The organism is Mesorhizobium sp. M0904 (assembly GCF_040319475.1).
In the GTDB taxonomy this organism is placed as follows: domain Bacteria; phylum Pseudomonadota; class Alphaproteobacteria; order Rhizobiales; family Rhizobiaceae; genus Mesorhizobium.
Genome location: NZ_JAMYOC010000029.1, coordinates 18,645 through 40,228, shown reverse-complemented (window position 1 = coordinate 40,228; position 21,584 = coordinate 18,645). Strand labels below are relative to the sequence as shown.

Below are 21,584 nucleotides of genomic sequence, written 5' to 3'. Positions count from 1 at the left end.
CATGAAAGTTCTGTTTGCAGGCGGCAACGGCTACACACCGCAGTTCAGCGGTGGCGTTCAGTCGAGCACGCACCATCTGGTCGAGCAGCTGCGCGAGCACGGTCATGACGCCTCGGTGCTGGCGGCGCTGTTCGGTGACGGCATGTTCGGTTTCAAGGCGCGCGCCAAGATGAAGCTCCTTCGCCAGCGCGCGGTCATCGACAGCTATCCCGGCTATCCTGTCGTGCGGGCGTGGTTTCCCTGGGAGGCGGCCCGCTTCGCCGTCGAACGGCTCGATCCCGATGTCGCCGTCGTGCAGTGCCACAAATCGGTGCCGATCGGAAAGGCGCTGCAGGCGCTCGGCGTGCCGCTGGTGGTCTATCTGCGGAACGTCGAATTCCACGAATTGGCCGGCGACCTGCGCGAATTGCATTCGGCGCTTTATATCGCCAACTCCGAATTCACGGCGCGCACCTATAAGGAAAAGTTCGGCATCGACTCGACCGTAATCCCGCCGACCATCAATCCCGGGCTCTACAGCACGCCGACCACCGGCGAATTCGTCACGCTGATCAATCCTTACAATGAAAAAGGGTTCGAACTCGCCGTGCGCATCGCCGGCCAATGCCCCGAAATCCCGTTCCTGTTCGTCGAAAGCTGGAAGCTCGACGACGACCACCGGGCGCAGATCGAACGGATCATCGCGCCGCTACGCAACGTCAGGCTGGAAAGCCGCACCAGCGACATGAAGACCGTCTATGGCCGCACCAAGATCCTGCTGGCGCCCAGCAAATGGGAAGAAGCTTGGGGGCGGGTGGCATCCGAGGCCCATTGCAGCGGCATTCCAGTCGTCGGATCCCGCCGCGGCGGCCTGCCGGAAGCGATTGGCGCCGGCGGCGTTGTGCTCGACTATGACGCACCGCTCGACGACTGGGTCGCCGCGGTCAGGCGACTATGGAGCGACAAGGCCGAGTACGATCGGCTGTCGGCGGCGGCGCAGCTGTTTTCGGAGCGGCCGCAAATGAACCCCGACAGTCAGTTCACGACCTTCCTCGGCGTTCTCGACAACGCCAGGCAAGGCGCGCTGGAGCGTGCCGCCTGATGCATTTCGTCCAAAATCGTTTATGTCGCCCAACGGCCCGCTTTTGCGCCTGACCGGGGTGTGAGCGGCTTTGGGACAACAACATGCACAACACCAGACGCTTGAAGCGCCTCGCACGGCGGCGACGGGCGTCAGCCCTCATCCGCGCGAGCAGATCGCCGACCGGCCTCGAAAGATCGTCCATTCGATGAAGATTTGCTTCGTAGTTGATAAGTTCCCCTCTTTGTCGGAGACCTTCGTCCTTGACCAGATAGAAGGGTGCCTCGAGCGCGGCATGCAAGTCGGCGTCGTCTGCAACGAGACGTCCTTCGGCAAGGACAGCAACATCGACGATCGCCGCTGGCAGGCTCTCCCTAGCAAGGTCGTCTGCTGGTGGGGCGGGCTGGGGCGCTTTCGCCCGACGCTCAGGAAATGGTCGGGCAGGTTCTGGGATAAGCTCTCGACCGCCGTCGACATCGCTTTTGCGCGCAAATTGCAGAACGCCGATGTGATCGTCGCGCATTTCGGCAATAACGGCATGCGCGTCGCCCGCGCCATGAAACGAGGCCGGATTTCCGCTCCTTTGGTGACCATATTCCACGGCCGCGATGTCGGCGAACCGCTGCATGACAACACACTCACGCGCTACAAGGTTGTCTTCGACAAGGGTGTTCTCCAGCTCCCGGTGAACGCGTTTTTCCGCGACGCCCTGATCGGCGTCGGCGCACCCCCGGCGCAAGTCATGGTTCACCATATGGGCGTGCGGCCCGGTGAGATCGGCTACCATTGGCGTTCCTGGGAACGGGACACACTGTCCTTCATCTCGGTCTGCCGGCTGACCGAAAAGAAGGGCATCGAATTCGCCCTTCGGGCGCTCGCCAGCCTGCCGCGGCGCGACTGGGTCTATTCGGTGATTGGCGGCGGCGAATTGCTGCAAGAGTTGAAGAACCTCGCCGCAAATCTCGGCATTGCCGACCGGGTGACTTTCCTCGGGCCGCGTCCGCACGCCGAGGTCAAGCAGCGCCTGCGCGATGCCCACGTATTCCTGTTGCCGAGCGTTACCGCGCGAGACGGCGATCTCGAGGGTATTCCGGTGGCGTTGATGGAGGCTATGGCCGCCGGGCTGATCGTCGTCAGCACCTATCACTCGGGCATTCCCGAACTGATCGAAGATCAGGAGACGGGCTTCCTCGCACCGGAGCGAGACGTTGCGGCGTTGGCCCGCAAGCTTGTCTGGGTGGCCGAAAACCCGGACAAATGCGAGCGCATCGCACGTGCGGCGCGCCGTAAGATCGAGCAGGATTTCAACGCGGACGTGCTCAACGAACGTTTTGCGCAGATCGTTGCCCAGCTGGCCGAAGCCGGGCGCCCGGCATGAACGCCAACCCGCCCCCCCAGTTCGGTCGTGTCGCCCTGCGCGGCGGCGTGGTGACGATCGGCGCGCAAGGCTTCAAGATGGCGATCCAGTTTCTCTCCGTCATCGTGCTTGCGCGTCTGCTCGTGCCCGAGGATTTCGGCCTGGTGGCTTCTGTCGGGCCGATCGTGGCCTTTGTCGGACTGCTTCAAAACCTTGGCCTGCAGCAGGCTGTGGTCCAGCGCAAGGATATCAGCACGGAGCAGCTCAACCAGGTATTCTGGATCAGTGCGTTGGTCGGGCTGGGCAGTGCCGTGATGGTGGCATGCCTGGCGCCCGCCATCGCCGCCTTCTACGGCGATCAACGCATGGTCGGGATCACCATCGGCTCTGCCTTGCCGCTGCTGCTTGGCAGCCTCGCCGCGGTGCCGCTGGCGCTGATGAACCGTCACTTGCGCTTTGGCCAGCTCGCGCTGAACGACATGATAACCGCTGCTGCCGGACTTGCGACTACAGCAGCCGCGGCCTATGCGGGGCTGGGCTACTGGTCGCTGGTCATCGGCCCGGCGGTATCGGCTGTTGTCGCGCTGGCCGCGGCATGGCAGGTGGCGCGCTGGACGCCGTCGCGGCCGGACCTGAAGGTCGATACCGACATATTGTCCTTCGGCGCCAATCTGACCGGCTTCAATCTGGCCAACTTCTTCTCGCGCAATCTCGACAACATCCTGATCGGAAAATATTCGGGCGCGATCGAGCTCGGCTATTATGACCGCGCCTATAAGCTCCTGCTGTTCCCGCTGCAGAACATCAACCAGCCGCTGACACGCGTGATGGTGCCGCTGCTGAGCCGCATCCATGAGGACAAGGCGCGGTTTCGCGACATCTATGTGCGAACCAACTGGATGCTGGCGGCCGTCACCATGCCCGGCATCGCGGCGCTGACGCTAACGTCGGACCAGGTCGTCGGGCTTCTCTTCGGCGAGCGCTGGGCGGCGGTGGCGCCGATTTTCGCCTGGCTGGGCATCGCCAGCCTGATCCAGTCCGTCTCGAGCACCACGGGATGGATCTTCATCTGCCAGGGCAAGACCAAGACCATGTTCCACTGGGGCATCTACTCGTCGCTGACGACGGTCGCCGCCTTCATCATCGGATTGCACTGGGGGGCCGTCGGTGTCGCGGCGGCCTATGCAATCAGCGGCTATGTGCTGCGCGTCCCGGTGCTTGCCGTCCTGGTCCACCGGGTCGGCCCGGTGACCGCAGCCGACTTCCTGATCATGCAGGGGCTTTTCATCGTATCGTCGCTGCTTGCCTGGTCCGTGTACCGCGAGTTGCCGGCATCGCTGACCGGCCAATCAGACCTGCTCGCGGTGGTCCTGGCGGTTGCCCTCAACTATTCGATCGGCCTGATCCTCATGCTTGCCCTTCGCCAGTCGCGCAGCGCCCTGTTCACCACGCTTTCCAGCGCCATGCGCAACGCCCGCTAGGCGAGCGATCACCGGCCTCAAAAGCTCACCTGCCGACATCGCCGACGCATGCTCCTCAAGCACTGCCTGAAGGCTCGTCCTGCGATAGAGGTCGAGATTGGCGGTAAGTCTGCCGAGCTTCTCGCTCGCTTCCTCGGGCGTCACCGTATCGATGTCGAGCAGCAGGTCGGCGACGCCGATCCGCTTGGCAAGCTCCTTGGTCTTGAATTCATAGGCGATCGGCAGCACCGGCGTGCCGACGCAGAGCGACATGATCATCATATGCATGCGTGTTGCGACGACAAAGTCGAAGCCTTTCACCAGGGCCATCAATTGCTCCGGCGTGTGGAACGAAGCGTCCACGCTGACATGCTTGGCGATCTCCGGATCGAGTTCGGCAACGATCGCCCTCGCCGTCTTGGAATCGTCATGGGCGTATTCCGGCACGCCCTGGCAGGTGGAGACGAAGGTGACCTCCTTGGCGTGGTCCCTGACCAGGATAGTCGCGATCTCGCGGATCGAGTCGATGTAGCGGCGCATGCCGCCCTCGCCGTCGCTGACATAGTTCCAGTGACGGACGGAAATGGCGACGCGGCCGGTGACGGTCGCCGACTGGCCGGAGGCCAGAATTTTTCCGATCCTGTCAGTGTCGGCCAGGGCAAAGACGGCGTCGGCCACGACGTGGCATTTGCCGGGGTTTTTCACCATGTCCACAATGTGGCCCCGCGAACGTTCGTCGCGCAGCAGGATGAGCGGGCTCCGGTCGAAGATCGGGCTCAACTCCTGGCGATTGTAACTTTTGTTGAACGGGCCGAGCGATTGTGTGAAGAAGACTGGGTCCTTGCCCAGAATCGCGTCGATCCTGAATTGATTGAGGCGCCGCTCCAGATTGTAGGTCTCGACGAGATAGGTTCCGCCTGTCGTGACCACGAGATCGGCGTCTTTGTAGATCTCGAGACCACGGCGATTGCTTGAGCTGAACAAACGCCCAACAACGCCGCGGATGCCGAACCGCCGCAGGGCATTGAGGACGAGCCGATTGTAGATCGGCTTGAACAGGTTCTTCAGCCCGCTGCCGTATTTGTAGCGGAACAGCGATTCCGACAGCAGCTTGTGGAATTCGAGGTCCGGATAGTCCTTCTTCGTGTAGAGCCTCGCCGCCACCTCCGGCTGGCTGTCGAAGACGTAGAACTGGATATCGTCCTGCACGATCGTCTTGAAAACATGGCGAATCGCCAGGAGAATCGCTGCATCCCCGGTATTCAGGCAGACGGTGTTTTCAACCGCGATCTTCATGGAATGACCTCATTTCGTGAGTAGTCCCGTGCTTCCATCGACGGGCGCGAAGGGGCGAATTGCAGGCGGGTTGGCCGAAAATGCTGCACGCCAAGGATGGTCCTCGCGTCGTGATTATTGGCGCGCAGTCCGATGGCAGGCCAGCGCGCGGTCCATGCGGCCCAAGCAGAGCGAGATTAACCCATCGATTTTGCAGTGCAACAAAAAACGGGGATCTTTGCTACGCTGCAACCAAAAATGTTGCGATGCAGCAAGAGGTGTACTAGCATCGTCGCGGGCGGGCCAACAGCGGTCGAGTTTTCATGCTGCATGTCTTGTACTTGGTACACGACGTCTCCGACCCGGCAGTGCGCCGGCGGATCATAATGCTCAAGGCAGGCGGCGCCCAGGTTACGCTGGCGGGCTTTCGTCGTACGGCAAGCGCAGTTGCTGATGTCGAGGGCTTGCAGCCGATCGATCTCGGCCCGACTCGTGATGGCCGATTCGCCCAACGTCTGGCCGCGATCATGAAGGCGGTGGTCTCGACCGGCTCGAAGCTGGGCTCAATGCCACGGCCCGATCTCATTATCGCGCGCAATCTGGAAATGCTGGCGCTTGCCCGCCGCGCCAGGTCGGCTTTCCAGGCAACAGTGCCGATCGTCTACGAGTGCCTGGACATCCATCGCCTGCTGCTTCGCGACGATTCGCTGGGCTGGGCGATGCGCGGTGCGGAACGCTTCCTAGCCAGGGATGTGAAGCTTCTGGTGACCAGCTCTCCGGCCTTCATCGCTAACTATTTCAAGCCGTTCGGACAGGTTGCCGCTCCGGTCGAACTGCTCGAAAACAAGCATTTCGAGCCGGCCGCAGCTTCGCTGGATGACCGCATTACGGCGGAGAATCCCGTTGCGCCGCCGTGGCGGATCGGCTGGTTCGGTGCGCTCCGCTGCCGTCACTCCCTGGAGCTTCTGGCCGAATTTTCGCGCCGCCTCGACGGCCGCTTTGAAATCGTCCTCAGAGGCCGGCCGGCGCTGTCCGAATTTCCCGATTTCCATGGTTTTGTTCAATCGGAACCCTGGCTGTCGTTTGGCGGGCCCTACCGCAATCCCGAGGACATGGCGGCGATCTACCACGAGGTTCACTTTTCCTGGGCCATCGACTTTTTTGAGCAGGGCCTGAACTCCGAATGGTTGCTGCCGAACCGGCTCTATGAAGGCTGCCGCTTCGGAGCCGTGCCGATTTCGATGGGAACCACCGAAACCGGCCGGTTCCTCGACCGGCAAGGCATCGGGGTTCTATTGTCAGAAGCCACGCCCGAGGCGCTCGAAGCCGCCGTCGGCACGATGGAGCAGCATCGGTTCGAGACATTGAGGGCGCGTGTTCTTGCCCGCAATCCGCGCACCTGGAGCCACGACCGCGCCGATTGCCGGGCGTTTGTCGAAAAGCTCCGCGGGCTGACTGCGGCTCCCGGTCCATATGCTGCCGAAGCATTGGCATAGAAGGACTGCCGATGACGCAAACCGACATTCCATCCTGCATGATCGTGGTTCCGTGCCTGAACGAAGCGGCCCATATCGGCGCATTGCTTCGAGAGCTTCGCCCCGCGGCCGAGAGGCTGGGCGCCGTGATCATCGTTGCCGATGGCGGCAGTACGGACGGCACCAGGACGATCGTCGCGGATATCGCCGCAAAAGATCAGCGGGTTACCCTGCTGCACAATGAAAAGCGCTTGCAGAGCGCGGCGATCAATCTCGCCGTCGCCAGATTCGGGGAAGGCGTCGACCATCTCATTCGCATCGATGCGCACGGCGGCTATCCCGTGGATTATTGCGACCGGCTGATCGAAGAAGCGCAGGCCACCGGCGCGGATTCGGTCGTCGTCTCGATGCTGACCAGTGGCAGCGGCATGGTTCAGAAAGCAGCGGCAGCGGCGCAGAATTCCAGGCTCGGCACCGGCGGCTCCAAGCACCGGCACCTTTCGGCGGGGGAATGGGTCGATCATGGCCACCATGCGCTGATGCGGATATCGGCCTTCACCGCGGTCGGCGGCTATGACGAGACGTTCAGCCACAATGAGGATGCCGAACTCGACTATCGGCTCCGTCAGGCCGGCTACCGCATCTGGATGACCGGCAAGACGCAGATGGTCTACTACCCGCGCTCCTCGCTGAAGGGCCTCTATTTTCAGTATCTCGGATATGGCCGTGGCCGGGCAAAGAACGTTCTCAAGCACCGCATGATCCCGAAGGTCCGGCAAATGGTGCCGCTTCTGGTGTTCCCCGTGGTTCTTCTCGCCGCCTTTTCCTTCGTCCACTGGCTGGCGGCCGTGCCGCTTTTGCTATGGGCGTCGGTCTGCCTCGGCTACGGCTTTTGGACCGCCGTCAGCCAGCGCAAACCCGACATTGCGCTTGCCGGGGTCTCGGCAATGGTTATGCATTTCGGCTGGTCGGTCGGTTTCTGGCTGCAACTGCTCGCACCGCGACCGCAGCGCGAGGTAGCGTGATGGACCCGGTCCGGAAAAATCGAAGCATCGATATCTGCATCTGCACATTTCGCCGGCCGGAGCTTGCCGACACGCTTCGCTCCATAGCGGCCATGGATATGCCCGTGGGATTCGACGTCGGTGTCATCATTGCGGACAACGACGATACGCCGACGGCCGAAACGCTGGTCGCCAGGCTGGCGGCCGAGTTGAAGCTGCCGGTGACCTACCGGCACGCCCCGGCCCGCAACATCTCGATCGCGCGCAACGCTTGCCTCGATGCCAGTGCGAGGGATTTCGTCGCCTTTATCGACGACGACGAGACGGCCACCGCCGGCTGGCTTGCCGAACTGGTGGCGACGGCGGAAGCTACTGGTGCTGCGGCCGTTCTCGGGCCGGTGCAAGCCCGTTACCGGGCGGATGCGCCCGCCTGGATGCGCAAGGGTGATTTCCACTCGACCCTACCGGTCTGGGTCCGCGGCGAGATCCGCACCGGCTATACCTGCAACGTCCTGCTCAGGATTGGGGCTGAGAGCCTGCGCGGCCGGCGCTTCAGCCTGGCACGTGGCCAGACCGGTGGCGAAGATACGGAATTCTTCGACCAGATGGTCAAGGCCGGCGGCCGCATCGCCTTTTCGCCGGAGGCTTGGGTCGACGAAGCGGTGCCACCTGCCAGGGCGGCATTCGACTGGCTCGGCCGCCGCCGGTTCCGCGTCGGGCAGACGCACGGTCATCTTCTGGGGCGCAATGTACACGGCCTTGCCCGGCTCAAGCAGGTCGGCATTGCCGCGGCAAAGGCCGCCTACAGTTTCCTGTCGGCAATTCCGGTCGCCATCGACCCCGTGCGCCGGAACCGCAGCCTGCTTCGCGGCATTATGCATGTCGGCGTCGTCAGCGGCCTCGTCGGGGTTCGTGAAATCCGCCAATACGGCCTGTCTTCGCCGCAGCAAGGGGGCAAGCGTGCAGCCTGACGTGAGCTTCGTGATTGCCGCCTACAATGCCGAGGCGACCATCGATCGGGCGATCGCCAGCGCCATTGCCCAGCGCAATGTCAGCGTCGAGGTTATCGTCGTCGACGACAGGTCGGCCGACCGGACGCTCGATTTGGCGAGATCCTACCCCGAAGGCATCGTACGCGTGGTCGCGCTTGAGCAAAACCGTGGCCCCGGCGGCGCCAGGAACGCCGGCCTTGAACTTGCCCGCGGCAGGTGGGTCGCGGTCCTCGATTCCGACGACGCGGTCTATCCCGGGCGAATTTGCACCATGATCGAACGCGCGGAGAAGGCGGGCGCCGAGATCGCGGTCGATAATCTGCAGGTCGTTCGCGAGGATGGCGTTGCCGAAGAGACGATGTTCCCGGCCGACTATCTGGAAGGGCTCGGTGAAATCTCGCTGGCGGATTACATCGCCGGCAATGTGGTCTTCGAATCGAGATTCAATCTCGGCTATCTCAAGCCGATCTTCCAGCGCCGGTTCCTGAACGAAAACGGGCTGCGCTACGATGAAAGCTTGATCATCGGCGAAGACTATATCCTCCTGGCCAATGCTCTGGCCAAAGGCGGCAAATGCGTGGTCGAACCGACGACAGGCTATGTCTACCACATCCGCACCGGCTCCATTTCCCGGGTGCTGGAGCTTCATCACGTCGAGGCGATGCGCAGGGCCGATGCCATCTTCGCCGGAACCCATTCCATGGATGCTGCGGCCGCGGCGGCGTTTGCCAGGCGCGCTCGCAGCCTGCGGCGGGCGGCGTCATTCCTGTCGCTGGTTCAGCACATCAAGGCGCGGTCCCCGCTCAAGGCGATATGGACGGCGCTCAGCGATCCGGCGGCGGTTCGGCATATAAGCATGCCGATCGCCGTCCGGCTGCGAAGGGTAGCGGCACAGTTTGCCGTAGTGGCGGGGAGGTGAAGGGCTGCGGGCGAATGAAGATAGTTTTCGCCGCCTGCGACGGGTTGAAATCGATCAGAAGGAATATGCAATGAAAAAAGTCAGGAAGGCAGTCATACCGGTGGCAGGGCTTGGAACGCGGTTCCTGCCGGCGACCAAATCCATGCCGAAGGAAATGCTGCCGGTGGTCGACAGGCCTGTCGTGCAATATGCGGTGGATGAGGCGTTCGAGGCAGGCATCGAGCACATCGTCTTCGTTACCGGCCGCAACAAGGCGGTGATCGAGGACTATTTCGACCTGCATCCTGAACTGATCGGAACCCTGGAGCAGAGCGGCAAGAAGGCGCAGCTTGAAGCGCTCGAAAGCCTGCTTCCCGTCGCCGGCGCGACGAGTTTCATCCGCCAGCAGTCGCCGCAGGGCCTCGGCCATGCCGTGTGGTGCGCGCGCGAAGTCATCGGCGACGAGCCCTTTGCATTGCTTTTGCCGGACATGGTGTCCTTTGGCGGGCGCGGCTGTCTCGCCGAAGTCGCCGATCTTTATGCACAGACCGGCGCAAACGTCATCGCCGTCGAGCGTTGCGACCCGACCGAGACCAGCAAATACGGCATTGTCGGCCGCGGCGCGGATGTCGGCACTGGCTTCGAGGTGACGGCCATGGTCGAAAAGCCGGCTCCGGCCAACGCCCCGTCGAACTTTTACATCAACGGGCGCTACATCCTGCAGCCCGAGATATTCTCGCTGCTGGGCAGCCAGCAACGCGGCGCCGGCAACGAGATCCAGCTGACCGACGCGATGGTGCGCCTCGCACAGACGCAAGCCTTCTTCGCCCAGCCTTTCGACGGCCGCATGTTCGACTGCGGTTCGAAGGAGGGCTTTATCCAGGCCAATATCGCTTTCGCGCTGGCGCGGGAGGACATGAAGGGCCAGATCTTCGATATGCTGCAGGAATTCGTCCGGTCGCACCAGCGTCGGGAAGAAGCCGCATAATGTCCATTTTTTTGAGGCATTGTGGGTGCGGCTGATGACGCAGGACAGGCCGTTGCGCCGCGCGTAACGCGCACTGTCCGGCGCAAGGTTTGCACCTATGTCCCGACCTTCGAGGCGGTAGCGCCTGCAAACTAGAATTGGACCGAAGATGAACTATGCCAATTTTCCTGTCGAGAAGAGGACGCCATTGCCGGCTTCGAGTGCGGCAAACGCCGAAGACTTCATCGACATCGAGCGCCTGCTTGGCATGGCCGCGCGGCAGGCGAAAGTGGTTGCCGCCTGTGCCGTCATCGGTCTCTTTCTCGGCGTCCTCTACTTGCAGACGACGCCTCCTACCTATGTGGCGACGAGCAGCGTGCTGATCGACGAAGGATTGAACAAGGTCGTCGACGACATTTCGGCGGCGTCGGTCAGCATGCAGACCGACTCCGCCGTTCTGAGCCAGATCGAAATTCTGCAGTCGGCCAGGCTGGCGGGGGTGGTCGTCGACAAGCTGAAGCTCGATCAGAACGACGCTTTCATGAACCCTCCGACGTCGGCTCTGTCGAAGGTCGCAGGCTTTGTACGCGGTATCATCCAGTCTGTCCGCCCCAAGCGCGCCGCTAGCACGACCGACGTCACTCAGCTTGATGCTGCGACGCGTGACGCGATCACCGCATCGTCGTCGCCCCGCGACTACGCAATCTTCAAACTGCAGAACCAACTCGACGCCGAGCGGATCGGCCGAAGCTTTGTCATCAGCATCTCCTTCCAGGCGACGGATCCGGCGCTTGCGACCGCCATCACCAAGGCCTATGCCGACGCCTATCTCGCCGACCAGCTCGATGCCAGCTTCGACGCGACCGAGCGGGCGGCGGTCTGGCTGCAAGGCCGGCTGACCGAGCTTCGTGAGAGCTCCCAGGCGGCCGCACTGGCGGTCGAAAAGTTCAGGGCCGAACATGGATTGGCCGTCAATGACGGCCAGCTGATCAGCGACAAGCAACTGTCCGATCTCAACACCCAGCTGATCGTCGCGCAGGCCGATACCGCACGTGCCGGCGCCCGCTATCAGCAGTACAAGTCGATCGTCGAAAGCGGCTCGGACAATGCGTTCAAGGACGCTGCGATATCGAACGACCAGCCGAGCAGCTCGGTCATCACGACGCTCAAGAACCGCTATCTCACCGTCGCCAAGCGGCAGCAGGATGTCGAAGCCAATTTCGGCCCGCAACATCCGCAGGCCGTCGCGCTCGCCAAGGAGAAGGCTGACATATCGGCGCAGATTTTCGGCGAGCTGAAGCAGCTCACCGAAAGCTACCGCAACGAATACGAGGTCGCTCTGGCGCGCGAGACCGCGCTCCGCGCAAATGTCGCCTTGGCGGCAGGCAAGAGCTCCATCGACAACCAGTCGCAGGTCAAGCTGCGTGAACTGGAGCAGAAGGCGACGGCGCTCTCGACGCTCTATCAGACATTCCTGAACCGCTATGAGGAGGCTGCACAGCAGCAATCCTTCCCGGTCGGCAAGATCCGGGTCATCTCTGATGCGACGATGCCGCAGTCGGCCGCAACCCCGCGGACGGCCATCGTGCTGGGGCTTTCGCTGGCGCTTGGCATAATGATGGGGGCCGGGGTTGGCGGCCTGAATGAATTCAGGGAACGGTTCTTCAGGACCGGCGAGGATGTGCGCGACCGCGTCGGCCTCAAATTCCTCGGCTACCTGCCGGTCATCGGCAAGGCTGGGAAGGACGATCAGCGCGACGACGGTCAGCCCGACGTCAAGGCCGCCGAAACCAGGACCGCCAAGTCCTCCAAATCCCAGTCCTCCAAAACATTGTCGGCAGCCGAAAAACGTGCGCGCATGCGGGTAACCGTCGATGCACCGGCGTCAATGTTCTCCGAGACGCTGCGCAACGCCAAGATCGCCTTCGATGTCGTGATGGAAGGCCAGGGCAGCCGGGTCATTGGTGTGATCTCGGTGCTGCCCGGCGAAGGCAAGTCGACGGTTGCCGCCAATCTTGCCGGGCTGCTTGCCGCCAACGGATCGAAAACGCTGCTGATCGACGGTGACCTGCGCAACCCCGGCCTCAGCCGCAGCCTTGGCATGGAGGCCGAGCAAGGCCTGATGGAAGCAGTGGTGAGCGGGCGGACCTGGCAGTCGGTCGGCAAGATCGACCGGCAGACCAAGCTGGCGATCATCCCGGCCGTCCTGCGTGGCCATTTTTCGCACACCAGCGAGCTTCTGTCTTCGGCCGGCATGCGGCGCTTCATTGACAATGCCAAGGAAACTTTCGAATACATCATCGTCGATCTGCCGCCGCTCGGGCCAGTCGTCGACGCCAAGGCCTTCGCCCCGCTTGTCGACGGTTTCGTGCTGGTCGCCGAGTGGGGACGCACGCCGCGGGCAATGGTGCAGTCCGTGCTGAGCTCAGAACCCTATATCGCCAAGAAGATCGTCGGCGCGGTTCTGAACAAGGTCGAATTGAAGAAACTGGCCAAGTATGGCTCGATCGGCGGCTCCGAAAGATTCTTCGACAAATATTCGAGCTACTATCTGGAAAAATCGGAAGCGCGCACAAAGGCGGCCGCCTGAGCGACGGATATCGCGCTCAGGAAAATATCAGCCTGGCGCGTTTGTCGGCGATCCTGACTGCGGTCAGCCGGCCGCTTTGGAAGGCGCCCGTGTCGATGCCAAGCCGGCGTCCCTCGAGCTTCGGAAGCTCGACCGGCGTATGCCCGTGCACCACATAGCGGTCGAGAAGATGCGCGGCTTCGAAGAACTCCGAGCGGATGTTGAGCAGGTCGTCCTCGTCTTGTGCGGCGAGGTCGATGCCCGGCCTGATGCCGGCATGAACGAATACGAATTTCGCCGAACAGACCATGACCGGCAGCGCACGCATGAAACTGACGTGGTCGGCGGGAATGATCTCCCGAATGCGCCCGTCGACCTCCTCGTTTGAACCGTAGAGATCGGCCATGCGGTCCGGGTCGACGCCGTAGGAAAACAGCGTTTGCAGGCCGCCTATCGCCAGCCACGACTCTCTCGAAATGATCCCGTCGAGATAGTTCAGCATCACGACTTCGTGGTTACCGGCAAGGCAGATACGCTGGAAGCCTTGGAGTGGCGGCGCCAGCAGATGATCGAGCACGCGCGCCGACTGCGGGCCACGATCGACGTAGTCGCCAAGCATGATGATGAGCTTGCGCCCCTCGAAAGACGCAGAATCGAGCAGGATGTTCTGCTCCAGGGAGCGAAGCTCCTTATAGCAGCCATGCACGTCGCCGATCGCGTAGACGACTGAGTCCCGGATATCGATCTCGAGCCGCTGGCGCGCCGCGGTCCGGGTGTTTCTCGATCGCTGGAACAAGGTCACGAATGGCGTCCCGTATGGCTGTGAATGCGCCTCGATCTCGAAACAACATGGCGACGCAGCGCGTGGATACCATGTCTGGCACCGGTCGTTCCATACCGGAGCTTCGAACGCAACTCGGCTTCGGCGTTCTTACAGGCCGATCCCGCGGCCCTTCAGCGCGGCGGTGATCTCGTCGAGGATGGCGGGATCGTCGATCGTCGCGGGCATACTCCATTCTTCCTTGTCGGCGATCTTCTGCATGGTGCCGCGCAGGATCTTGCCGGAGCGCGTCTTCGGCAGGCGCTTGATCGTCACTACCGTCTTGAAAGCTGCGACAGGGCCGATCCGTTCGCGCACCAGCGTAACCACCTCGCTCTCGATGATCCCTGCATCGCGGTCGACGCCCGCATTCAGCACGACGAAGCCGAGCGGAACCTGGCCTTTCATCGCATCGGCAATGCCGACGACGGCGCATTCGGCGACGTCGGGATGCGCGGCCAGCACCTCCTCCATGGCGCCGGTCGAGAGCCGGTGGCCGGCGACATTGATGATGTCGTCGGTGCGGGCCATGACATAGAGATAGCGGTCCTCGTCCATCATGCCGGCATCCGCGGTTTTGTAGAAGCCGGGGAACTCCTCGAGATAGGCTTGGCGAAACCGCTCGTCGGCATCCCACAGCGTCGGCAGGCAGCCGGGGGGCAATGGCAATTTCACCACGACATTGCCAAGCGTACCACGCTTGACCTCATGCCCGGCATCGTCGAGCACGCGGATGTCATAGCCGGGCATCGGCACGCCGGGCGAGCCGTATTTGACCGGCAGCAGGCCCAGCCCGGCGGGGTTGATGGTCATCGGCGAGCCGGTCTCGGTTTGCCACCAATGGTCGATCACCGGCACGTTCAATTTCTGCTCCGCCCATTTGATGGTTTCCGGATCGGCGCGCTCGCCGGCGAGGAACAGCGTGCGGAATTTGGACAGGTCGTATTTCGGGACGAATTCGCCCTTCGGGTCCTGTCCCTTGATGGCGCGAAAGGCGGTTGGCGCGGTGAACAGCGCGACGACGCCGTGCTCGGCAATCACCCGCCAATAGGTGCCGGCATCGGGCGTGCCGACCGGCTTGCCCTCGAACAGCACGGTCGTGCAGCCATGCAGCAGCGGGCCGTAGACGATGTAGGAATGGCCGACCACCCAGCCGACATCGGAAGCCGCCCAAAACACTTCGCCCGGCTTGACGCCGAACTCGTTTTCCATCGACCATTTCAGCGCGACCATATGGCCGCCATTGTCACGCACGATCCCTTTCGGCTGGCCGGTCGTGCCCGACGTGTAGATGAGGTAGAGCGGATCGGTGGCAAGCAGCGGGACACAGTCGACATTGGCGCCGGCGGCCCGCTCTCGCGCCACGGCGTCGGCATAGTCGATATCGTAATTTTCCCTGAGCTCGCAGCGCAGCTGGTCGCGCTGCAGGATGAGGCAGGCTTCGGGCTTGTGCCGCGACATCTCGATCGCTTTGTCGAGCAGCGGTTTATACGCAACGACGCGCCCTGGCTCCAGGCCGCAGGACGCCGAGATGATCAGCTTCGGCTTGGCATCGTCGATGCGGGTGGCGAGCTCATGCGAGGCAAAGCCGCCGAAGACCACCGAATGTACGGCGCCGATCCGCGCACAGGCAAGCATGGCGAAGGCTGCTTCCGGCACCATCGGCATATAGATGATGACGCGATCGCCTTTTTGGATGCCGCGATTCTTGAGCACCGACGTCAGCGCGACCACCTCGCGCCTCAACTCGGCATAGGTGAATTTTCTGATTGTGCCCGAAATCGCGCTGTCATGGATCAACGCGATCTGGTCGGCACGGCCGCCCGCCACGTGGCGGTCGACGGCATTGAAGCAGGTGTTGCAGGAAGCGCCGTTGAACCACCGGCCATAGACGCCGGCATTGGCGTCGAACACGGTCTCGAAGGGCGAGAACCAGTCGATAGCGCCCGCGGCATCGGCCCAAAACTTTTCCGGGTCGCGTTTCCAGCCGTCATAGATCTCGTGGTAGCGTGACGCCATCCAGCTTCCTCCCCAGGAATGTTTGCTGTCCTTGAAATAGCGTATGCTGGTTTGTGTAACCATGTATTTGTGCGTTTCGTTTGCTGTCGTTCTAACTTGGCCGCAAGTGCGGGTCATGGTGGTCTGGGGGCCGGTATCGTTCGAATTTTCGGCATTAGGGGCAGGGCGCGATGAAATTGCGATATGAGCTTGGGTTTGCCGCGGTTGCGACGCTGGCGGTGGTGCTCGCTTCAGCTGCTCAGGCAGGCGACGCGGCGGCTCGGCGCGTCATCGGCTTTTCGCCAGACGGCGACTACTTCGCCTTCGAACAGTACGGCACGCTCGATGCCGGTGCTTCGGATTCGGGCTGGTCGGAGATCGACATCATCGACACCCGCACCGATCAGTTCGTCGGCGGCAAGCCGATCCTCATCGTCGACGAGACGGAGGATTCGACGCTGACACTTGCGCAGGCAAGGGCACAGGCCGCGGAGCAGGCGGCGCCCTTGCTGGCCAAGTATTACATAGCGCCGCGTGGCGAGCGGACTGCCTTGGACAGGTTCACCTTTCCCGACGACATGGTCGCCTACAACGACATTGCGCGCCTCGAGCAGGTTTCGCAACAATGGCTTTCGCCGACCTATGACGAGCTTGGCATCTCGACCATTCAGCTCGAGCAGATTCTTGCCGATAGCACGGCGGATTGTTCAGCGAGTTTCGACGGGGCACAGCAGGGCGAGATGACCGGCAAGGCGCTCGGCTTTCGCCTGACGCTGCAGGCCAGGACGGCCATCCGATCAAGGTGTTGCACGAGGACAGGACTGTACCCGGTTCGAGGAATTGCCCGACCTCCTATAGCCTGTCGGAATCCTACACCTTCACCCCAGACGGCAAAGCGGGCGTGGTTGTCGTGCTCGTGCAGCGCTTCAGCCAGGGATTTGAAGGGCGTGACCGCCGTTTTCTCGCCGTGACAGGCCAGGTGCACTGAGGCAACGCGCACGGAAGTAGTCCGCTACCCGAGTTGTTGTCCCTAAAGCGGGAGGGCAGCGAGCATAAGTCCGACCCCGCCGACGATCAGCAAGGCGGCTGCCAGCATCTTTCCATGGCGCTCGAAACCCGTCGGCGCCCGATCCCAATTGTAACGCATGATCGAACTCCCCAAACCCGCAGATTCTTTATCTTACGCAGGGTGAGGAGGGCAACTGTCTGACGGTACGCGGCGTTGCCGATGTCGGTCCTATCACCGACTATTTCTAGGGCATTCTCCGCCGCTACATGCCCCAGCGCAGCGCGGCCGTATGTACCGGTGCATCCCACCAAACAGCCGCCTCGTCGTCGAGCATGCTCAGCGTGATCGAACAGCCGGCCATGTCGAGGGAGGTAACATAGGACCCGACCAGCGACCGGGTTACCGTGACGCCGTGCTTCTCGAAGAGTTTGCGGGCGCTGTTGTACATCAGGTAAAGCTCCATCAACGGTGTGCCGCCAAAGCCGTTGACGAAGAGCAGTGCCTGGCCTCTGGCACCGTCGCCCAGGTCACCCAGGATTGCGGTACAGATCTCGTCGGTGATGGCGTCGGCGCTTTTCAATGTGTCACGCCGCCTTCCGGCCTCGCCATGGATGCCGACCCCGAACTCCATCTCGCCGTCGCCGATATCGAAGGTCGGCCTGCCCGCCGCCGGCACGGTGCAACTGGTCAGCGCCACGCCCATCGAGCGCGTCGCGCCGTTGACGCGCTCGCCCAGCGCCTTCAACGGCTCCAGTGGCATGCCTTCTTCGGCCGCCGCGCCGACGATTTTCTCGACCACCAGCGTACCGGCGACGCCGCGCCGGCCGGTTGTGTAGGACGAGTTTTCGACCGCGACGTCGTCATTGGTCACGATTTGCATCACGCCTTCCGACATTTCAGCGGCCATGTCGAAATTCATCACGTCGCCCTCGTAGTTCTTGACGATGAACAGGCAGCCGGCGCCCGTATTGACGACTTCGGCCGCCGCCATCACCTGGTCAGGCGTCGGCGAGGTGAATACCTGGCCGGGGCAGGCGGCATCCAGCATGCCGTGCCCGACGAACCCACCATGCAGCGGCTCGTGACCCGAGCCGCCGCCGGAGATCAGCGCCACCTTGCCCGGCTTGAGCAGCTTGCGGCGGATGAATTTGTGTTCCTCGCCAAGCGCCAGGATATCGGCATGCGCTGCAACGAAGCCGTCGAGGCTCTCGGTCAGCACCGTATCGACCGAATTCAGAAATTTCTTCATGGCTGTCCTCCCGAAATAGCCCAGCGTCAGCTGCCCTTGCCGGCGATGCTGGTGATCTTCTGGATGAAATCGTTGACCGCCCGGTCGAGCGCCGCGTTCTGCTTGTCGTCGCCGAAATCGGGAACGATCAGCGAGACATGACGTGTCTTGCGCATGCCTGCGGCCAGCGACATCTTTCCCGGATGCGCCCGATGGTAGGCCTCAAGGAAATGATCGCGTTCGACCGGGCTGAAATGGCAGACGGAGAAGATAGCCGGCAAATGCTTCGACGGGATCGGCGTCGAGTAGGCTGGGCTTGAAATCTGCGTGACGAAGCTGCGGTGTTTTCCAAGCGCGTCGGCGAGGCGCTGGCGCATGCCGGACGGGCGCTGGTCGATCACCTGCGACAGGATCGTCTTGTAGGCGCGGATCGCCTCTTCGGGGCCGGATTGCGACGCCTTGTCAGCCATGCCGGGGCCTAGATCGAAACGTCCGCGATGGCCGCCTTGGCCATCGCGAGTTGGGCGGGAGCGACGGAGAGGTCACGCAGGCCGGTTTCGAGCAGCGCCGGGATCGAGGCGGGGTCGCCGCCGGCATCGCCACACAGGCTGACCGGGATATTATGCCCGCGGCCGAAGGCCGCAACGGAGGCGATCAGCCGGAGCACGGCCGGGTGCCTGACGGAATTCAGATGTGCGACCGACGCATTGTCGCGCGCGGCCGCCATCACGTATTGGGTCAAATCATTCGAACCGATCGAGAAGAAGGCGGCCTTGGCGAATGCCTCCGGTGCGATGGCCACCGACGGCACCTCGACCATGATGCCAAGCGGCGGCATTTTGTGCGCGATGCCGCGCGCCAAAAGGTCAGCCTGCTCCTCCGCGAACAGCGCGGTGGCGTGTTCATACTCTTCCGGAACGGCGATCATCGGGAACATCACCTTCAAATTGCCGTGCATGGCGGCACGTAGCAAGGCGCGGATCTGCACACGAAAGACCTCCGGACGCATCAGCGACAGCCTGATGCCGCGCAGGCCAAGGAACGGATTACCTTCTTCGACGGTGAGGCCCGGCACAGGCTTATCGCCGCCCGCATCGACAGTACGGATCGTCACCGGCCTCTCGCCTGCCCATTCCAGCACTTTGCGGTAGGCGCGATATTGCGTCTCCTCGCCCGGCAGCGTCTTGCCGAACAGGAATTCGGTCCGCATCAGCCCGACACCGTCGCACGCCGCAGCATCGATGCTGTCGACATCGGACGGATCGGCGATATTCACCTGCACGCGGACCGCTATGCCGGTCTTCGTTGCCGCCGGCCTTGTCAGATAGGCTGCCGCTTTGCCGCGATGCGCCGCGAAAGACGACGACGATCGCCGGAATATGGCGATCTCCGCTTTCGAAGGCGCCAACACGATGCCACCATGTTCGGCATCGAGCAGTGCGATTCCGGTAAGGTGAGCCGGCGAAGCACCTGGCCTGGCCAGCCCACGCTCCATGAGCCCAAGCCCCACCACCATGGGCACGCCGCGTGAGCGTGCCAGCATTGCGACATGACTTGCGGCACTTCCTGCCGTAAGTGCTATGCCGCCGCCTGCACTCCAGTCGGTTTCGAGGAAGCGCGTCGGTGCGATATCCTCGCCGTAGAAGATCGCACCCGCCGGCGGCGCAATGTCGCCGCCCCCGGTCAGCGCGCGCAGCACCTGGTCGCGTATATCGCGCATGTCGGCGGCGCGCGCCCGGAAATAGTCCTGCTCGGATGTTTCATAGCCGGCTATCTCGGCGTCGAGCGCTTTTCGCCAAGCCACATCAGCAGCCATGCCCTCGGCAATTCGCGCAAAGGCCGGGCCGGTCAGCGCGTCGTCCTCCAGCATGGCGAGCTGGAATTCGAGGATGGCGGCCGCCTCGCTGTCGCTGCTTTCGATCAATGTCGCGAGCCGGCCCGCGGCAATGGAGATGGCGGCCTCAAGCGCCGCCTTCTCGCCCGCGGCAGTCGCCTTGCGGACATAACGCACAGCAGCCTGGTCCAGATCGAACAGCGGCCCCTCGGCATAGCCGGCCGATGCCGAAATGCCCTGCAGCCTAAGCGATTCGGGCATGGTCCTTGCCTTCGTCGAAATCGCGGCGCACCAGCTCGACCAGTGCTCCGACCGCCTCGCCGGCGCCGTCCCCTTTGGCTCTGATGTGCACGACAGTGCCTTTCGGCGCTTTCGCAGCCATCACCTTGACGATGCTCTTGGCGTCGAACCATGGCCCGTTGGCGGCGAGCGCAATCTCGACGTCGGCCGAAAACGTCTTGGCAAGCTTGGTGAACTTCACCGAAGGACGCGCATGCAGCCCCACCTCATGGGTGATCAGGACGCTGGCTTCGGCTGCTGCGGACATGCTTGTCAAAATTCCCGTTCGTTCACGACGGCGACAATTCGTGCGCCGTCGCCACCACTTCCCTGAGCGAGGCGCCGCCGGAAGCCTCGGTCGCCGCCATCACCGCGCCTTCGACGATCGGCGCATTGCAGACGACGATCTTCTGGGCGCGTGGTTCGCCGATCATCTCGATCGCCATCTCGCTATTGGTCTCGGCACCTCCGAGATCAACGAGGATCGCGACACCCGCCTCCGACCAGGCCTTGTCGATGGCACCTATGATCGCCTCGACATTGGTTCCCAGCCCGCCATGGCCGTTTCCGCCGCACCATGCAAGCGGCACTTCGTTGCCGACCATCTGCCGCACCATGTCGGCGGTGCCTTCGGCGACCAGCGGCGAATGCGAGACGATGACGATGCCGACATTGCTCATGCGCGCCTCTCGATTGCTTCGGCTACGGCCCGCACCAGAAGCGCGGTCGAGCGTGCGCCGGCATCCATATGACCGATCGAACGGTCGCCAAGGAAGGAGGCGCGCCCACGCAGCGCCTTCATCGGCACAGTCGCGTCGGCTGCGTTGTCGGCGATCTCGGCGATGTCCGCTGCCGCCTTTCCCTGCAGCAGGGCCTCGTGCACCGGCTGCAGCACGTCGAGCATGGTTTTTTGCCCGGCCTGCGACTTGCCTCTGGCGGCCACTGCTTCAATCGCCTTGCCGAAGGCCGCCGCCAGATCGGCGCGATCCGGCGCCGCGGGAATCTCCTTGCCGAGCACCATGAACAGCGTGCCGAACAAGGGACCGGAGGCTCCGCCGACGGTCATCACCAGTTTGGTGCCGATCGCCTTCAGCGCCTCGGGCAACGGCTTTGCCGCAAACACGCCGGCCTCGGCCCGCACGGCCTCGAAGCCGCGTTTCATGTTGAGCCCATGGTCGCCGTCGCCGATGGCCTGGTCGAGCCTGGTCAGCTCTTCGGCATGGGCGGCGATGGTGTTTGCCGCCGCCTCGATCAGCCTGGAAATATCCGCTGCCGCCATGTCACCCATGCTCCTGGCCCCTACGCTGCCGGCAGTACGAGAAAATTGCATATCCGGCAATTGAAGCATTCTTTTCCCCA

At 62.8% G+C, this 21,584-nt stretch carries 18 protein-coding genes and 2 pseudogenes; 11 read left to right on the top strand and 9 right to left on the bottom strand.

What is annotated here, in order from left to right:
- Position 1 precedes the first annotated feature (1 nt).
- The 3 genes from NKH80_RS25940 to NKH80_RS25930 all read left to right on the top strand — a co-directional run bounded on the left by NKH80_RS25940 (position 2) and on the right by NKH80_RS25930 (position 3,898).
- Complete coding sequence (locus tag NKH80_RS25940; protein ID WP_352479830.1) at positions 2-1,081, top strand: glycosyltransferase; 1,080 nt, start codon at positions 2-4, stop codon at positions 1,079-1,081.
- A 187-nt stretch (positions 1,082-1,268) separates the two neighbouring features.
- Entirely contained in the window at positions 1,269-2,438 is a 1,170-nt protein-coding gene (locus NKH80_RS25935; protein ID WP_352994433.1) for a glycosyltransferase, read from the top strand.
- On the top strand, positions 2,435-3,898 hold the full coding sequence (locus tag NKH80_RS25930) for a lipopolysaccharide biosynthesis protein (protein WP_352506977.1): 1,464 nt from the start codon (positions 2,435-2,437) through the stop codon (positions 3,896-3,898). The genes NKH80_RS25935 and NKH80_RS25930 overlap by 4 nt, the downstream gene beginning before the upstream one ends.
- Before the next feature lie 222 nt (positions 3,899-4,120).
- Here the strand turns inward: NKH80_RS25930 and NKH80_RS25925 are convergent.
- A pseudogene (locus tag NKH80_RS25925) lies at positions 4,121-5,173 on the bottom strand (polysaccharide pyruvyl transferase family protein); the annotation flags it as partial.
- A gap of 302 nt (positions 5,174-5,475) precedes the next feature.
- On the opposite strand from NKH80_RS25925, the gene NKH80_RS25920 reads away from it, so the two are divergent.
- The 6 genes from NKH80_RS25920 (at position 5,476) to NKH80_RS25895 (ending at position 13,078) form a co-directional block, all read left to right on the top strand.
- Entirely contained in the window at positions 5,476-6,648 is a 1,173-nt protein-coding gene (locus NKH80_RS25920) for a glycosyltransferase family protein (RefSeq protein ID WP_352994429.1), read from the top strand.
- Between the two features lie 11 nt (positions 6,649-6,659).
- A complete protein-coding gene (locus NKH80_RS25915; protein ID WP_352994425.1) occupies positions 6,660-7,652 on the top strand; it encodes a glycosyltransferase family 2 protein in 993 nt (330 codons plus the stop codon).
- Complete coding sequence (locus NKH80_RS25910; protein ID WP_352994422.1) at positions 7,652-8,602, top strand: glycosyltransferase family 2 protein; 951 nt, start codon at positions 7,652-7,654, stop codon at positions 8,600-8,602. Before NKH80_RS25915 ends, NKH80_RS25910 begins: the two co-directional genes overlap by 1 nt.
- Positions 8,592-9,542, top strand: a complete 951-nt coding sequence (locus tag NKH80_RS25905; protein WP_352702483.1) for a glycosyltransferase family 2 protein — start codon at positions 8,592-8,594, stop codon at positions 9,540-9,542. The genes NKH80_RS25910 and NKH80_RS25905 overlap by 11 nt, the downstream gene beginning before the upstream one ends.
- Positions 9,543-9,612: 70 nt before the next feature.
- Positions 9,613-10,509 (top strand): UTP--glucose-1-phosphate uridylyltransferase, encoded by an 897-nt coding sequence (locus NKH80_RS25900; RefSeq protein ID WP_352649782.1) that lies wholly within the window; start codon positions 9,613-9,615, stop codon positions 10,507-10,509.
- Between the two features lie 148 nt (positions 10,510-10,657).
- On the top strand, positions 10,658-13,078 hold the full coding sequence (locus tag NKH80_RS25895) for a polysaccharide biosynthesis tyrosine autokinase (RefSeq protein WP_352686986.1): 2,421 nt from the start codon (positions 10,658-10,660) through the stop codon (positions 13,076-13,078).
- 16 nt (positions 13,079-13,094) lie between these two features.
- On the opposite strand, the gene NKH80_RS25890 is transcribed toward NKH80_RS25895, so the two are convergent.
- Positions 13,095-13,859 carry a metallophosphoesterase family protein gene (locus NKH80_RS25890; RefSeq protein ID WP_352506973.1) on the bottom strand — a complete coding sequence of 255 codons (765 nt, stop codon included), beginning with the start codon at positions 13,857-13,859 and terminating at the stop codon, positions 13,095-13,097.
- Positions 13,860-13,988: 129 nt separating this feature from the next.
- A complete protein-coding gene (locus NKH80_RS25885) occupies positions 13,989-15,896 on the bottom strand; it encodes a propionyl-CoA synthetase (protein WP_352506972.1) in 1,908 nt (635 codons plus the stop codon).
- Between the two features lie 170 nt (positions 15,897-16,066).
- On the opposite strand from NKH80_RS25885, the pseudogene NKH80_RS25880 reads away from it, so the two are divergent.
- Together NKH80_RS25880 and NKH80_RS25875 are read left to right on the top strand one after the other, a co-directional pair.
- Positions 16,067-16,591: pseudogene (locus NKH80_RS25880) on the top strand (DUF2259 domain-containing protein); the annotation flags it as partial.
- 86 nt (positions 16,592-16,677) lie between these two features.
- Positions 16,678-16,863 carry a DUF2259 domain-containing protein gene (locus NKH80_RS25875; RefSeq protein ID WP_352506971.1) on the top strand — a complete coding sequence of 62 codons (186 nt, stop codon included), beginning with the start codon at positions 16,678-16,680 and terminating at the stop codon, positions 16,861-16,863.
- A gap of 283 nt (positions 16,864-17,146) precedes the next feature.
- Here the strand turns inward: NKH80_RS25875 and dhaK are convergent, their stop codons facing one another.
- Genes dhaK through dhaL form a run of 6 tightly spaced genes read right to left on the bottom strand, consistent with a single transcriptional unit; the run spans position 17,147 to position 21,504 of the window.
- Positions 17,147-18,133 carry a dihydroxyacetone kinase subunit DhaK gene (gene dhaK, locus NKH80_RS25870; RefSeq protein WP_352506970.1) on the bottom strand — a complete coding sequence of 329 codons (987 nt, stop codon included), beginning with the start codon at positions 18,131-18,133 and terminating at the stop codon, positions 17,147-17,149.
- A 26-nt stretch (positions 18,134-18,159) separates the two neighbouring features.
- Positions 18,160-18,582 carry a hypothetical protein gene (locus tag NKH80_RS25865; protein ID WP_352479842.1) on the bottom strand — a complete coding sequence of 141 codons (423 nt, stop codon included), beginning with the start codon at positions 18,580-18,582 and terminating at the stop codon, positions 18,160-18,162.
- Between the two features lie 8 nt (positions 18,583-18,590).
- Complete coding sequence (ptsP, locus tag NKH80_RS25860; protein WP_352878188.1) at positions 18,591-20,207, bottom strand: phosphoenolpyruvate--protein phosphotransferase; 1,617 nt, start codon at positions 20,205-20,207, stop codon at positions 18,591-18,593.
- Complete coding sequence (locus NKH80_RS25855; RefSeq protein WP_352994417.1) at positions 20,191-20,493, bottom strand: HPr family phosphocarrier protein; 303 nt, start codon at positions 20,491-20,493, stop codon at positions 20,191-20,193. The genes ptsP and NKH80_RS25855 overlap by 17 nt, the downstream gene beginning before the upstream one ends.
- Before the next feature lie 22 nt (positions 20,494-20,515).
- The gene (gene dhaM / locus NKH80_RS25850; RefSeq protein WP_352506968.1) at positions 20,516-20,905 is read right to left on the bottom strand and encodes a dihydroxyacetone kinase phosphoryl donor subunit DhaM; all 390 of its coding nucleotides are present in this window, start codon (positions 20,903-20,905) and stop codon (positions 20,516-20,518) included.
- Positions 20,902-21,504: a dihydroxyacetone kinase subunit DhaL gene (gene dhaL / locus NKH80_RS25845; RefSeq protein WP_352506967.1), complete on the bottom strand. Its 603-nt coding sequence runs from the start codon at positions 21,502-21,504 to the stop codon at positions 20,902-20,904. Before dhaL ends, dhaM begins: the two co-directional genes overlap by 4 nt.
- Between the last annotated feature and the right edge of the window lie 80 nt (positions 21,505-21,584).

Coding starts and splice junctions, on each gene's coding strand:
- NKH80_RS25940 (WP_352479830.1), top strand. CDS start 2: ATGAAAGTTCTGTTTGCAGGCGGCAACGGCTACACACCGCAGTTCAGC.
- NKH80_RS25935 (WP_352994433.1), top strand. CDS start 1,269: ATGAAGATTTGCTTCGTAGTTGATAAGTTCCCCTCTTTGTCGGAGACC.
- NKH80_RS25930 (WP_352506977.1), top strand. CDS start 2,435: ATGAACGCCAACCCGCCCCCCCAGTTCGGTCGTGTCGCCCTGCGCGGC.
- NKH80_RS25920 (WP_352994429.1), top strand. CDS start 5,476: ATGCTGCATGTCTTGTACTTGGTACACGACGTCTCCGACCCGGCAGTG.
- NKH80_RS25915 (WP_352994425.1), top strand. CDS start 6,660: ATGACGCAAACCGACATTCCATCCTGCATGATCGTGGTTCCGTGCCTG.
- NKH80_RS25910 (WP_352994422.1), top strand. CDS start 7,652: ATGGACCCGGTCCGGAAAAATCGAAGCATCGATATCTGCATCTGCACA.
- NKH80_RS25900 (WP_352649782.1), top strand. CDS start 9,613: ATGAAAAAAGTCAGGAAGGCAGTCATACCGGTGGCAGGGCTTGGAACG.
- NKH80_RS25895 (WP_352686986.1), top strand. CDS start 10,658: ATGAACTATGCCAATTTTCCTGTCGAGAAGAGGACGCCATTGCCGGCT.
- NKH80_RS25885 (WP_352506972.1), bottom strand. CDS start 15,896: ATGGCGTCACGCTACCACGAGATCTATGACGGCTGGAAACGCGACCCG.
- dhaK (WP_352506970.1), bottom strand. CDS start 18,133: ATGAAGAAATTTCTGAATTCGGTCGATACGGTGCTGACCGAGAGCCTC.
- NKH80_RS25865 (WP_352479842.1), bottom strand. CDS start 18,582: ATGGCTGACAAGGCGTCGCAATCCGGCCCCGAAGAGGCGATCCGCGCC.
- ptsP (WP_352878188.1), bottom strand. CDS start 20,207: ATGCCCGAATCGCTTAGGCTGCAGGGCATTTCGGCATCGGCCGGCTAT.
- NKH80_RS25855 (WP_352994417.1), bottom strand. CDS start 20,493: ATGTCCGCAGCAGCCGAAGCCAGCGTCCTGATCACCCATGAGGTGGGG.
- dhaM (WP_352506968.1), bottom strand. CDS start 20,905: ATGAGCAATGTCGGCATCGTCATCGTCTCGCATTCGCCGCTGGTCGCC.
- dhaL (WP_352506967.1), bottom strand. CDS start 21,504: ATGGCGGCAGCGGATATTTCCAGGCTGATCGAGGCGGCGGCAAACACC.